The organism is Arthrobacter sp. NicSoilC5, from assembly GCF_019977395.1.
Classification (GTDB): domain Bacteria; phylum Actinomycetota; class Actinomycetes; order Actinomycetales; family Micrococcaceae; genus Arthrobacter.
This window is the reverse complement of sequence record NZ_AP024660.1, coordinates 3,203,770-3,215,851: the sequence shown is the minus strand read 5'-3', so window position 1 is coordinate 3,215,851 and position 12,082 is coordinate 3,203,770. Positions and strand designations below refer to the sequence as shown.

Annotated in this window: 11 protein-coding genes; 4 read left to right on the top strand and 7 right to left on the bottom strand. The window is 67.3% G+C overall.

The window, feature by feature from the left end; genetic code table 11:
* Positions 1 to 45: 45 nt before the first annotated feature.
* Positions 46 to 1,548, bottom strand: coding sequence for an amino acid permease (locus LDO22_RS15065; protein ID WP_224024245.1), 1,503 nt, complete (start codon positions 1,546 to 1,548; stop codon positions 46 to 48).
* 242 nt (positions 1,549 to 1,790) lie between these two features.
* Here LDO22_RS15065 and LDO22_RS15060 point away from each other — a divergent pair, with 242 nt between their 5' ends.
* Together LDO22_RS15060 and LDO22_RS15055 are read left to right on the top strand one after the other, a co-directional pair.
* A complete protein-coding gene (locus LDO22_RS15060; protein WP_224024244.1) occupies positions 1,791 to 2,462 on the top strand; it encodes a TetR/AcrR family transcriptional regulator in 672 nt (223 codons plus the stop codon).
* 51 nt (positions 2,463 to 2,513) lie between these two features.
* Positions 2,514 to 3,350: an alpha/beta hydrolase gene (locus LDO22_RS15055; protein WP_159634334.1), complete on the top strand. Its 837-nt coding sequence runs from the start codon at positions 2,514 to 2,516 to the stop codon at positions 3,348 to 3,350.
* Here the strand turns inward: LDO22_RS15055 and LDO22_RS15050 are convergent.
* Positions 3,347 to 4,849, bottom strand: coding sequence for an MDR family MFS transporter (locus LDO22_RS15050; protein ID WP_224024242.1), 1,503 nt, complete (start codon positions 4,847 to 4,849; stop codon positions 3,347 to 3,349). The two genes, LDO22_RS15055 and LDO22_RS15050, sit on opposite strands and share 4 nt — an antisense overlap.
* A 130-nt stretch (positions 4,850 to 4,979) precedes the next feature.
* Positions 4,980 to 5,546 (bottom strand): type 1 glutamine amidotransferase domain-containing protein, encoded by a 567-nt coding sequence (locus tag LDO22_RS15045; RefSeq protein WP_159634341.1) that lies wholly within the window; start codon positions 5,544 to 5,546, stop codon positions 4,980 to 4,982.
* A gap of 359 nt (positions 5,547 to 5,905) precedes the next feature.
* Here LDO22_RS15045 and LDO22_RS15040 point away from each other — a divergent pair, with 359 nt between their 5' ends.
* Positions 5,906 to 7,531 (top strand): HNH endonuclease signature motif containing protein, encoded by a 1,626-nt coding sequence (locus LDO22_RS15040; protein WP_224024240.1) that lies wholly within the window; start codon positions 5,906 to 5,908, stop codon positions 7,529 to 7,531.
* A 55-nt stretch (positions 7,532 to 7,586) separates the two neighbouring features.
* Here the strand turns inward: LDO22_RS15040 and LDO22_RS15035 are convergent, their stop codons facing one another.
* Positions 7,587 to 8,207 carry a TetR/AcrR family transcriptional regulator gene (locus LDO22_RS15035; protein WP_224024238.1) on the bottom strand — a complete coding sequence of 207 codons (621 nt, stop codon included), beginning with the start codon at positions 8,205 to 8,207 and terminating at the stop codon, positions 7,587 to 7,589.
* 127 nt (positions 8,208 to 8,334) lie between these two features.
* On the opposite strand from LDO22_RS15035, the gene LDO22_RS15030 reads away from it, so the two are divergent.
* Positions 8,335 to 8,601 carry a hypothetical protein gene (locus tag LDO22_RS15030; RefSeq protein WP_159634351.1) on the top strand — a complete coding sequence of 89 codons (267 nt, stop codon included), beginning with the start codon at positions 8,335 to 8,337 and terminating at the stop codon, positions 8,599 to 8,601.
* Positions 8,602 to 8,646: 45 nt separating this feature from the next.
* Here LDO22_RS15030 and LDO22_RS15025 read toward each other — a convergent pair whose 3' ends face one another.
* From LDO22_RS15025 to LDO22_RS15015, 3 genes are read right to left on the bottom strand one after another with little or no spacing between them, the layout of a single operon-like run.
* Positions 8,647 to 9,570 carry a pantoate--beta-alanine ligase gene (locus LDO22_RS15025; protein WP_224024236.1) on the bottom strand — a complete coding sequence of 308 codons (924 nt, stop codon included), beginning with the start codon at positions 9,568 to 9,570 and terminating at the stop codon, positions 8,647 to 8,649.
* A complete protein-coding gene (locus tag LDO22_RS15020) occupies positions 9,571 to 10,464 on the bottom strand; it encodes a DUF2520 domain-containing protein (RefSeq protein WP_224024234.1) in 894 nt (297 codons plus the stop codon).
* Positions 10,457 to 12,073 carry a PH domain-containing protein gene (locus tag LDO22_RS15015; protein WP_224027257.1) on the bottom strand — a complete coding sequence of 539 codons (1,617 nt, stop codon included), beginning with the start codon at positions 12,071 to 12,073 and terminating at the stop codon, positions 10,457 to 10,459. The genes LDO22_RS15020 and LDO22_RS15015 overlap by 8 nt, the downstream gene beginning before the upstream one ends.
* Between the last annotated feature and the right edge of the window lie 9 nt (positions 12,074 to 12,082).

The window sequence follows — 12,082 nt, the reverse complement described above, 5'->3', positions numbered from 1 at the left end:
CAGTCCTGGATGTCGTGGATGTTTTGGGAAGGGCGGGGTGGCCCGTCAGGCCTTGATTGCCGCATTCCGGCGCCCGACCCAGAGGCCCAGGAGCAGGACGGCCGTGACCATGAGCGGCGCGGACCAGAGGAGGAGCCCGTTTTCGCCTGAGGGGTCGTACACCTCGGGCCGCGGCCAGGCGAGGTTGACCACCATGACTGCGCCGTAGAGCACTGCGAGGATGTTGACCGGCAGGCCCCAGCGGCCCAGTGAGAAGAGGCCCGCGGGCATGGCCTGTCCCACCCGGTCCCAGTCGCCGCGGAGGCGGTTGGCCAGCTGCGGGACGGTGACCAGGAGGTAAGCGAGGTAGACCATCACGATGCAGACGCTGCAGAGGGTGGTGAACAGCGCCGCGTTGCCTACGTTGATGGCCAGCACCGCGACGGCCAGGGCACCGATCACGATCGAGGGCCACATGGGGGTGCCGCGGGTGGGGTGCACGGAGGAAAGGAGTCGCGACGCCGGGAGCTTGCCGTCGCGGGCCATGGAGAACACCAGGCGGGAACCCGCAGTCTGGATTGCCAGGGTGCAGACGAAGATGGCGATGGCCACGTCCACCAGCAGGACCTTGCCCCAGAAGGTGCCCAGGACGGCGGTGAGCACGTAGGGCAGGCCTTCGGTGGCGAGGCGGCCATCGTCCAGGCTGGGGGCTGCCATCAGTGCGGTGATGATCATCAGTGCACCCCCGACGCCGGAGATGAGCAGGGCGGAGAGGATGGTCCGCGGTGCGGTGCGGCGCGGGTCCTTGGTTTCTTCTGAGAGCTCGCCCGCGGAGTTGAAGCCCACCATGACGTAGGCGGCCATGAGTCCTGAGACCAGGAAGGCTCCCACCGCGCCCAGGTCGGATCCCTGCAGCACGCTGGTGTCAGCAACCACGTCCGGTCCGCGCTGGGCGGCACTGATGAGGGCCAGGATTACGGCCGCGACGCCGACGATCTCGCAGGTGACGCCAACGGAGTTCACATGGGCCATGAGCTTCACGCCCAGGGAGTTGATGATGGTGGTGGCCACCAGGAGGACCGCGCCCAGGACCACGGCGTTCGAAGCCCCGGTCACGGTGTTGAGTGCCGGGTCCCCGCCCACCACCTGGAAGCCGTCCCACAGCTGGGGCAGCACTACCTGCAGGGCGATCGCGGCCGCGGCGGCGGTGACCACCTGCGCGATGGACATGAACCAGCCGGCGAACCAGCCAACGCCTTCTCCCCCGACGCGCCGCGCCCACTGGTAGACGGCGCCGGACAGTGGGTAGCGGGCGGCAAGTTCGGCGAAATTCAGCGCCACCAGCAACTGGCCCACCAGGACGACCGGCCAGGTCCAGAAGAACGCCGGGCCGGCAAAGGAGTAGCCGAAGGCGAAGAGCTGGAAGATGGTGGTGAGGATGGAGACGAAGGAAAAGCCGGCGGCAAAGGAAGCGTAGCGGCCGAGCTTTCGGTGGAGGGTGGGCTGGTAGCCAAGGGACGTCAGGTCTGCATCGTCCTGGTGGACGGTGGGGAGGACGGTTGATGTCATCGGGAATCTCCGGGGCTGGAAAGGAATCTGGGGGGGCAAAGCCTCCCGGCACCGCAGCGCTCGGCCGAAGGCTGCTGATTACCGGTCACTTGATAGTTTTCCAGCGGGATGTCCCCAAACAGTTTCGCCTCTGTAAAAGGCGGATAGACATCTTGTTTCGGCCAGATTTCCGTCCCCTCACCGGCTCCATTTGGCATCTCAGCCCTGACCGGTGCAGCGCCCGGTGGTGCAAGAATGAAGCAGTGACTTCAGCCGGACCGGGACGCCCCCGCCACCAGCAACCCTCCCGGCCAGGTGCCACCGCCCGCGAGGAAATACTCGACGCCGCGGCAGAGCTCTTCACCACGCAAGGCTTCGCCAGCACCTCCACCCGGTCCATTGCGGACGCCGTGGGAATCCGGCAGTCGTCGCTCTACCACCACTTCAAAACCAAGGACGACATCCTTGAGGACCTGCTGGAGGGGACGGTGTCCGGCGGCCTGACGTTCGCGCGCGCAGTGGCGGCGCTCCCTGCCGGGATCCCGGAAACCGAAGGCCCGGCTGGGAGCCGGCTGCACGCCGTCGCACTTTATGACGGCACCCAGCTGTGCAATGCCCGGTGGAACCTCGGCGTCCTCTACCACCTGCCGGAGGTGCGGAGCACGCGCTTTGCCCGGTTCCTGAACGACCGGCAGGAACTCCGGCACCTGTACGGAGAGCTGGGCGGTGGCCTGTCAGCCACCGCGGCGGGACCCGACGGCGGCGACTTCACCTTCCGCCTGGTGGAATCCCTGATCTACCTCCGGGCGGACGGGGCAGTGGGGCCGGACTCGCCCCTGCAGGCGGCCGACGCCGGTCTGATCCTGTGCGGGCTGGGCGGGGAGCTGCCGGCCATCCGCGCGGCGAGCCGGTCCCTCATTGACCGGCTGGCCTGAGCCGACGCTCTCCGGGATGCCCGCAACCACTTGCTCGGCTAGGCTCAGAGCATGACGCGAGAGAACATTAGGACCCCCGACGGCGGAACGATTGAGCTCTTCTCCACCGGCGCGGAACTGGCGTCGGCCGGGTCCGGCGTGGTGGTGGTGCCGCCCTCCATGGTGACGGCCGCGGACTACACCAAGTTCGCCCAAAAGCTGAGCGCCGCCCTGGGCCGGCCGGTCCACACGTTCAACCGGCGTGGCCGCGGATCGTCGTCGCCGCAACCCGAGGACTACACGCTGGACGTGGACATCCGGGACCTGGACACGGTCATGAAGCACACCTCCAGCACGGACGTCTTTGGACACAGTTTCGGCGGAGCAGTTGCCCTGCACGCCGCGCGGACCCTGCCCGTGGAACGGCTCGCCGTCTACGATCCCGCAGTCTCCGTGAACGGCAGCGTCACCGCCGACTGGATCGTGGAATATGAGCGTGCCATCGCCGCCAAGGATGACGACCGCGCCCTCGCCGTGATCCAGCGCGGCCTGGAAGCCGGCGGTGCATTTTCTTCGCGCATGCCGCTGTCCATGCTGACCCTGGCCAACAAGCTGACCGCGGGCACCACCGAAGGCAAGCAGCAGCGCGAACTGATGCGCACCGGCGTCCGGGAAATCAAAGCCATCATCGCCGCCGACATGCCGGCCGAACCGTTCCAGGCACTCCCCCTGGAGACGCTGATTGTGGTGGGCGAGAAGAGCCCCGCCTACTTCGGCATCGCCTGCGGCCAGATCCACGACGTACTCTCCGGCTCCAGCTACACCATCCTGCCCGGCTTCGGCCACGACGGCGCCATCAAGGCCCCGGACAAGCTGATCAAGGAACTGAGCGACTTCTTCGCCGGCTAGTGTCCTGCGCCGTGGCCCGGGCCGGCACCTTCGGTCTTGCGCATCATCGCGGACAGTACGACGGCGGCAAAGGCTATGACGGTTGCCGTCATGAAGGCGGCACTCATCCCTGCTACGAGTCCCGACGCCGCACTCACCACAGCGAAGATGGACACCAGCAGGGCCGTGCCCGCCGCACCGGCCACCTGCTGCGTGGTGCTCATGATCGCTGAGCCGTGGGAGTAGAGGTGCGGCGGCAGCGGGTTCAAGCCCGTGGTGAAGGCTGGGGTGAACAGCAGCGCCAGGCCGAAGCTCAGCGCCACGTGCAGGGTGATGATCCACCAAACCGCTGTGCCGGCGTCGAGCATTGAAAATTGCCAAAGGGCCACCACCATCAGGATGGAGCCGGTGACGGTAAGCGGCAGCGGGCCTACCTTGTCGAACGCGCGGCCGATGACAGGGCCCAGCAGCCCCATGGCCAGGCCGCCGGGAAGCAGCGCCAGGCCGGTCTCGAGCGACCCCAGGCCGCGGACTTCCTGCAGGTAGAGCGGGAGCAGGATGACGCCGCCGAACAGCGCCATCATGGCCACCACCATCAGGAGGACCGAGACGGTGAACATCCGGAAGTTGAACGCGCGAAGATCCAGCAGCGGCGCGGCGGCCTTCTGGAGCCGGGCCTGGCGCAGGACGAATACCGTGAGCGCTGCGACGCCGATGACAAGGGCCGCGATGGCACCGGCACCCGGGCCAGCCTGGCCGCCGTGGCCGCCGCCGATCTGGCTGAGCCCGTAGACCAGGCCGCCGAAAGCGGGAACGGTGAGGACAACGGACAGGACGTCGAGCTTGCCCTTCTCCACCTCGCCCACGTTCGTGAGGTATTTGGCGCCGATGGCCAGCGCTGCGAGGGCCACGGGCAGGACGAAGACGAACATGAAGCGCCAGGTGAAATGCTCAAGGATCAGCCCGGAGACGGTGGGGCCCATGGCCGGTGCCACCGAGATGGCAATGCTCACGTTGCCCATGACGGCGCCACGCTTTGCCAGCGGGACCAGGGTGAGGATGGTGGTCATCAGCAGCGGCAGCATGATGGCGGTGCCGCCGGCCTGGACGATCCGTGCCAGGAGCAGGACCTCGAACCCCGGGGCCACCGCGGCCAGTGCTGTTCCGCCCGCGAACAGGCCCATGGCCAGCATGAAGACGGCCCGAGTGGAGAGGCGCTGGAGGATGAAGCCGGTGGTGGGGATGACCACGGCCATGGTGAGCATGAATCCGGTGGACAGCCATTGAACAGTGGGGGCGTCCACCCGGAGGTCCACCATGAGCCGCTGCAGGGCAACATTCATGATGGTCTCGTTGAGGATCACCACGAACGTCGCCACCAGCAGCGTGCTGATGATGGTCACGGACTCCCGAGACATCTTCTCCGGGGCAGCGGGCAGGGTTCCTTGGCGGATTCCTTCGCCGGGTCCTTGGTCAGGGGCGGGCTGTCCGCTGGCGTTCGGAGAGACTTCGGTAGACATGGGTGTTCCCTCAGGGGTGTTTTAAGAGTGATGCGCGGTCGGCGCCGCTGCAGATTCCAACACTCTACCCGCTGGAGTAATTCCTCCGCATGGGTACTTTTTACCCCTGAGGGAACATTAGGGCTTTGCTTTAGGCGGTCTGCCCTGCGTGCTGGCCTTCGGAGATTTCTTCCACCAGCTTGTTGTTGAACGCCGGGAGGTCATCAGGGTTCCGGCTGGTCACCAGGCCCTGGTCAACCACCACTTCCTGGTCCGTCCAGTTGGCGCCCGCGTTCTTCAGGTCGGTTTCCAGCGTGAAGTAGGACGTGACATTCCGGCCCCGGATGACTCCGGCCTCGATGAGCAGCCACGGTCCATGGCAGATCGATGCCACGGGCTTGTGCTGTTCGAAGAAGTTCCGCGTGAAGCTCTGGGCGTCCTTGTCGACGCGGAGGTGGTCTGCGTTCACCACGCCACCCGGGAGTACCAGCGCGTCGAAGTCCGAGGCGTTCGCCTCCGCGACCGTCAGGTCGACGTCGAAGGTATCGCCCTTCTCCGTGCCGTTGTAGCCCTGCAGCTTGCCGCTCTTCGGCGCCACCAGGGTGGGCTCGCCGCCGGCGTCCTTCACTGCCTGCCAGGGACTGGTGAGCTCTACCTGCTCCACTCCGTCAGTCAGCAGGAATGCGACCTTCTTGCCTGCGATGCTGTGCTCTGACATTGTTCCTCCTCATCCTTGCGGTTGCGCGCTTTTGGCACGCGGGGGTCCCGCTTGAGAGTTGATTGCCTGACCACTCCAGCCTAGGAAATGGGAAAGTAATAAGCAAGCTGACTATCCATCTTGCGTGCTCTCACGAGTGCGCCGCGCAAGCTCCTTTGCGCGGCGGGTATTTGGGGTGCGCCGGGGATTTTGCGCCCTGGAATTGCGTACGACGGCGGCAGGCAGCTTGCGCGGCCGAGGCACCTTGGACGGCCGGTGGCGTTTGGACGTGACGGTTGGGCCTCCGGCAGCTCCCGACCGGTGGCCAGTGATGGGCGATGCCACGTCAGAATGTCAGTGGGTCGCTGGATGATATGGGTATGGGAATCGGGACAGGCGGGGCAGCGGTTGTGGAGGGACTTGAATCCTCCATGGCTGCCTTCCGCAGGCTGATTCAGGAAGACACCGCCCTTGCATCCGGTGCCTGCGTTGGCACTGACGTGGATGTGCTGCAGCGGCGGTACGAACTCCGCCTGAAACGGCTGGAGGTCGTGAAGCGGCTGGAAGGCCAGCTCGCCGCGGTCAAGGCCCGCGACGTTGCCGACGCCGTCGAGATCCAGCACGCACTGCTGGCCCCGGACGCCCCAGTGCATGAGCGGACCTATGCGGAGATGTCGGCCGTGGAGGAGATCGCCGGGGTGCTGACCATCAGCTCCGCGGCAGCAGGGGCGTTGGTGGAGCACTCACGCCGGATCTGCTCCCTGCCGCTGGTGTTCGAAGCCTTGGCCACCGGGGACATGTCGTGGCAGCACGCCCGCATCGTTGCGGACGAAACCGAGAGCGTCGACTGGACTGGTGCTGCTGCGCTGGTGGCGCATTTCTTCGACCCTGACGCACCCCAGCCCGCCCGCGGCGCCGCCCCCGGCGAGCTCGTACCGTGCCGGTTCCGGGCCAAGGTCCGTGGGTGGCGGGAACGCCACCATCCGGAATCGATCCAGAAGCGCCACGCCAAAAGTACCGCTGACCGGCGGATGGAATACACCCCCGACAAGGACGGCATGGCCTGGGTCTCCCTCTACCTCCCTGGGGACACCGCCTGCGCCATCTGGAACCGCACCACGGCCACCGCCCGCGGACTCCAAGGCCCCGACGAAGAGCGCACCCTCACCCAGCTCCGCCCCGATATCGCCGCCAGCCTCCTCCTCGGCGCCGGCCAGATGGCGGGCGAGGGGTCCACCGGCACCGCCCCGGGCACGCAGGGTGTCACAGGGATCGGGAAGGTCCCTGCGCCGCGGGCCGACGTCCTGGTCACCGTGCCCGTGTTCGCCCTCCTCGGACTGACGGATGAACCCGCCGTGCTGGATGGTTTCGGCCCGATTCCGGCGTCCATGGCCCGGAAACTTGTCGCCGACGGGGCGGACTCGTTCTACCGGGTCCTGGTCGACCCCCGCGACGGGGCACCACTGGAAATCGGCCGGAAAAACTACCGGCTCACCGAGGCCATCAAACGCTGGATCAGGATGCGGGATGCCAAATGCACTTTCCCCGGCTGCACCAACCGCACCCCCGACAACGAAACCGACCACCTACAAGCGTGGCAACACGGCGGCACCACTGGAACCAGTAACTTGGCACAGCTCTGCCCCAAACACCACCGGCTCAAACATCACAGCCAATGGACACCGGACCCCGCCAACAAGAATGAACCACCCGGCTGGACCTCACCAACGGGCAGGCACTACAACCCAGAACACCCCGACCCCGAACCAACCCACTGGCCACCAGAAAGCTGGCCGCAGGGGTCGCAATGGCCGCAGTGGCTCCAGTGGGCCGCGCCCGCCCTCTGCCAATGCCTGGAGGCCAGCCTCAATAACCTTCCGCAGTGGGAACCCGACGACGACAGATACGTGGACCTCAACGACCTGCCGGCCGACGATCCCCTCTGGGCCGAATTCCTCGCCACGCCATTCGCCCTTTTCCCGGAGGCCATTGGTGCCCGGCCGTAGGCGGCCATGGACAGTTCCGAGGCCACTTCTGAAGCCCGTCCTGCAGCGCCCGCCGCTATGCCCTGTGGTGCTCGATCAGCCAGGCAGCCATCTGCTGGGCGCGCTTCCCGGCGTCCAGGTCACCGCCGGTGGCCGAGATGATGGAGCCCTTCATCAGGATCTGCCAGGAACGCGCGAACCCGTCAGGGTCCACAAGCCCGGCTTCTTCGGCCAGGGCCTGCACGTGGCTCCGAAGTTTTGCCAGGTAGTTGATGCTGGCCTGCCCCAGGGGGTGGGACGGTCCCATCTCCAGCAGGACCTGGGTGAAGGTGCTCCCTTCGAAGTCATCGCGCCGGAACCATTCCCCCAGGACGTCGAAGATCGCCAGCAGACGCTCCTCCGGTGTCTGTCCCCGGCCGCGGGCCTGGGCCACTATTGCTTCAACAGTCCACAGTTTGTCCCGCTGCTCCAGGAAGGCCAGGACCAACGAATCCTTTGACGGGAAATGCCGGTAGAAGGTGGCCTTGGCCACCCCTGACCGCTCGATGAGCTCATTGACACCCACGTCCCGGATTCCCCTGCGCGAAAACAGCTCGTATGCCACCGTGAGGATCCGCTCCACGGAATTGGTGTTGCCCTCCCCCGACGAGGCCGGGGAAGACGCATCGGATATCGGGACCTTCGCCTCTGTGCTCATGAGACTTGGAGTCTAGTGCAGGGGAGACAGACTGGTCTTGCCCGCTGTAGTGTTTCTCCTACGCAGTTCTTTAGAACACCGCAAGGCGCCCCCAAAGGGTCCGCCGGTTTGGAGCAAGGAGGCCCCAATGTCAGCAGAGCGGATGTTCCAAAGTGTCCCGTCGGATCCCGATCCCTGGATGTCCAGTGATACGCCCGAAGAGGTCAGGCAGTTCGCCATCGAGTCGCTCCGGTGGCAGGCGCAGGAAATCATCGATGAACTGCTTGGCGGCCAGGATCCCAGTGAAGAACTCGTCCGGGCCCGCCTTCGCCGCTGCGTCGCCAGGAACCCGGGCCGCCCTGAACGCGCGCTGCTCGAACAGCTCATGATCAACCGGGACCACTCAGGGCTATAACGGGCACGGTATGCCCCGGGCCGGCGGGGCAGCTATGAACGGCAGCTACGAACTCAGCGGAATGTTGTCGATCAGGCGCACCGGGCCCACCTTGGCCGCGATAAGCGCCAGGGCCTCGCCGCGGAAGGGTGTTTCCCGGCAGTTCTCGGCCAGCGGCTCAAGGGTGCCCGGGTCCACTACGTCAAAATAGTCCAGCGAGACCAAGGGCTGGGATTCCACCATCGCCAGCGCGGAGTCGAGGTCCAGCGGCTCATGGGCGTTCGCCCTTTCCTCCAGCAGCCGCAGGGCCCTGGACAGGACCAGCGCGGCGTCCCGTTCGGCATCGGACAGGAAGCGGTTCCGGCTGGACAGCGCCAGCCCGTCCGTTGCGCGCACCGTAGGCACACCCACGATCTCCACCGGGAAGTTCAGGTCGGAAACCATCCGCCGGACCAGGGCCAGCTGCTGGGCGTCCTTTTGCCCGAAGTAGGCCCGGTACGCCGGCAGGCTGCCGCCGGCAGAACCCGCGGGACCGGCGGGAAGACCGGCCGCCGGCATGCCGTAGTGCAGCAGTTTGGCCACCACAGTGAGTGCCCCGTCAAAGTGGCCGGGCCGCGAGGCGCCCTCCCACTTATTCCCCAGGCGGCCCGAAGTGATCCGCACCAGGGGTTCGCCGCCGGGATAGACCTCCTCCACGGAGGGCGCGAACGCGAGGTCAACGCCCTGCTCCTCGAGCAGGGCGAGGTCCGCGTCGAGTGTCCGTGGGTAGCGGTCCAGGTCAACGGCATCGCCGAACTGCAGGGGGTTGACGAAGATGCTGGCCACCACCACATCGTTCTGCTCGACGGCGGTGCGCGCCAGCGTTGCATGGCCTTCGTGGAGGGCGCCCATGGTGGGCACAAGCCCCTGGGAGACACCCTGTTTCGCGCCGAGCAAGCGGGCGCTTTCGGCTTTCAGGCCGGCCACGGTGGTGACGAGTTGGATGGGCATTCAGTCTTCCTTCGGATCGAGGGCCTCGCGCAGCCCCTTCAGCTGGTCGGGTTTCAGCAGGCCGCGCCCTTCAGCGCGCAGGGCAGTGGCGCGGGCCATCGCAAGGTAGGCCTCAAGCACGTCCCCATGCCCGCCGCCGTCGAACTCCCGCAACGCCTCGGCGTGCGCACGCACGGTGCCCACGTCACCGCGGGCCACCGGCCCGGTCAGCGCAGACTCTCCCGAGGCCAGCGCGTTTTCCAGGGTGGCGCGCAGCAGCGGCCCCAGCATGCGTTCGGGCGATTCCACTCCCACCTCGCGCAGGAGCTGCGACGCCTGTGCCACCAAGGTGACCAGGTGGTTGGAACCATGGGCCAGGGCCGCGTGGTAGAGCGTCCGGTCCGCCTCGGCAATGACCACAGGCTCCGCCCCCATCTCCACCACCAGCGCCTGCGCGATGGGGAGCATGGCGGCATCGGCCGTCACGCCGAAGGTGCAGTCCAGCAGCCGGGTGAGGTCCAGGCTCATGCCCGTGAACGTCATGGTCGGGTGCAGCGCCAGCGGCACGGCGCCGGCGGCACGGACCGGATGCAGTACGCCCACGCCGAACCGGCCCGAGGTATGTGCCACGAGCTGCCCCGGCTGCCAGGCCCCGAGCTTCGCCAGACCCTCCACCAAATCCGGCAGCGCGTCGTCGGGCACCGCCAGCAGCACCAGTTCGGCACGTTCCACGATGTCCTGCACCTCAAGGATGGGCACCCCGGGAAGCAGTGCCTCGGCCCGGTCCCGGCTGGCGTCGGAGACGGCTGACACTCCCACGACGGCGTGCTCGGCTGCGCGCAGGGCCGCGCCGAGCACGGCGCCCACTTTGCCGGCGCCGATGATTCCGACGCCGAGGCGTCCGGGCTTAGCCATGCGTCTGGCCTTCCTGTTGGTAATGGGTGCGGGCTTCACTGGCTGGAGCCCCAGGGTACGGCGCCCCGGGAACCGGTGTGCCCGGCACGGGCGCAGGTTCCACTGCCGGAACAACCTGCCGCAACCATTGTTCGGTGGTTTGCCGCTTCCTGGCCAGCCGGGCCCGCGCCGACTGCTCGTCGAAGAGTTGCCTGGCCTCGTCCAGCCCCGCCTGGGTCAGCCGCGGGGCAACGGGACCGGCCGTCGTATGCAGGACCAGGTCGGCCACCCGGAACCGGCGCGCCACGGGCCCCTGGTGGATCGCCAGTGACTGCGTGCGTTGATGGGGCACCAGCACAAGGTCCCGCCACCAGCGTCCGGAGCGGATCAGCAGTGCCGTGTCCGTGGCGGCAAACCCGTTCCGCCGCCAGCCCAGGGGCGCCAGCAGCCGGGCCCGCCGGGGCGTGGTGGTGAACCCGCCGTCGGAATCCCTGCCGGTAAGCCCCGCGGCGAACACCTCCGCAGGGCGATCCGTTCCCGGGTCCGGCAGGACGAGCGAGAGCATGGCAAGGACGTCGGCGAACTTGCCCACCGGCAGGAGGATGGTCCTGGTGTTGCCTTCGACGGCGTTGCCGGACGTCCCGTAGCCGGCAACGTTCACCTGCATCCGGTACCAGCCGAACGGACGCCACAGCGGAGGCTGGGCAATCTTCACGGCCTGGATCCGACCCGGCGGAAGTGTCTGCGCCTGGGTGTCCAGCAGCCCGTACCGCAGCCGGATGCCGTCCGGTGAGACGGCGGCGGTGAAGTTGTAGCCCTTGTTGAAGAAGTTCCAGTAGCTGGCGGCAAGGCCCAGCGCTGCGGGTACCAGGTAGAAGTAGAAAGCGCGGTTGTCCGTCAGCGCGGACAGGACCACGGAAGCGAAACCGCCCACCACAATGAAGAAACTTTGCTCGCTCAACAGGAGCGATCCGACAAGGCGCGACGGCGGCACGCTGAGTACCTGGATTTCGGGCGCCTCAGGTGCGGGCGGGGCAAAGGACGCCGCCGACGGGCTGCCGGGACCTGGATGCGCCGCGGCGCCGGCCGCCGGGCCCGCACCGAAACCTGCCTCAGCCCCGGAGGCCCGGGCCAGGATGGTGGCGCGCAGTCGGCGGGCGTCGTCGATCCTGAGGTACGCCAGGCGCACGGCGGATTCGCCGGCGTCGGCAACTTCAAACTTGAGTTCGGCCAGGCCAAAGATGCGGGCCAGCAGTGGCTGCACGATGTCAATGGCCTGCACCCGGTCCAGGCGTGCCTGCCGGTGCTGGCGGAAGAGGAGGCCGGTGTTGACCCGGACATAGCCGCCGGAGACCTGGTATTTGGTGAAATACCAGGTCAGGACGAACCCCAGGACTGCCACGGCCAGCACCGCGGCACCGCCGCCCAGGAGCCACGGCGCACGGCGGGCGAACCCGTCCTCGAACACAGGCTGGCCCTGGAGTGTCCGCTCAAACAGGTCGCGGCCGAAGAAGAACGTGATGGCGGCCAGTGCAACCCAGCCACGGACAAAAGGTGAGGCGGGATGCACACGCAGCCATTCGCCGTCGGGCGTTCCCGTGTCTTCCGGGCCGGTGCCGGCAGGCGGCAGCGCCGGACC

Coding starts and splice junctions, on each gene's coding strand:
- LDO22_RS15030 (WP_159634351.1), top strand. CDS start 8,335: ATGTCAGCAGAGCGGATGTTCCAAAGTGTCCCGTCGGATCCCGATCCC.
- LDO22_RS15055 (WP_159634334.1), top strand. CDS start 2,514: ATGACGCGAGAGAACATTAGGACCCCCGACGGCGGAACGATTGAGCTC.
- LDO22_RS15045 (WP_159634341.1), bottom strand. CDS start 5,546: ATGTCAGAGCACAGCATCGCAGGCAAGAAGGTCGCATTCCTGCTGACT.
- LDO22_RS15025 (WP_224024236.1), bottom strand. CDS start 9,570: ATGCCCATCCAACTCGTCACCACCGTGGCCGGCCTGAAAGCCGAAAGC.
- LDO22_RS15050 (WP_224024242.1), bottom strand. CDS start 4,849: ATGTCTACCGAAGTCTCTCCGAACGCCAGCGGACAGCCCGCCCCTGAC.
- LDO22_RS15040 (WP_224024240.1), top strand. CDS start 5,906: ATGGGAATCGGGACAGGCGGGGCAGCGGTTGTGGAGGGACTTGAATCC.
- LDO22_RS15035 (WP_224024238.1), bottom strand. CDS start 8,207: ATGAGCACAGAGGCGAAGGTCCCGATATCCGATGCGTCTTCCCCGGCC.
- LDO22_RS15065 (WP_224024245.1), bottom strand. CDS start 1,548: ATGACATCAACCGTCCTCCCCACCGTCCACCAGGACGATGCAGACCTG.
- LDO22_RS15020 (WP_224024234.1), bottom strand. CDS start 10,464: ATGGCTAAGCCCGGACGCCTCGGCGTCGGAATCATCGGCGCCGGCAAA.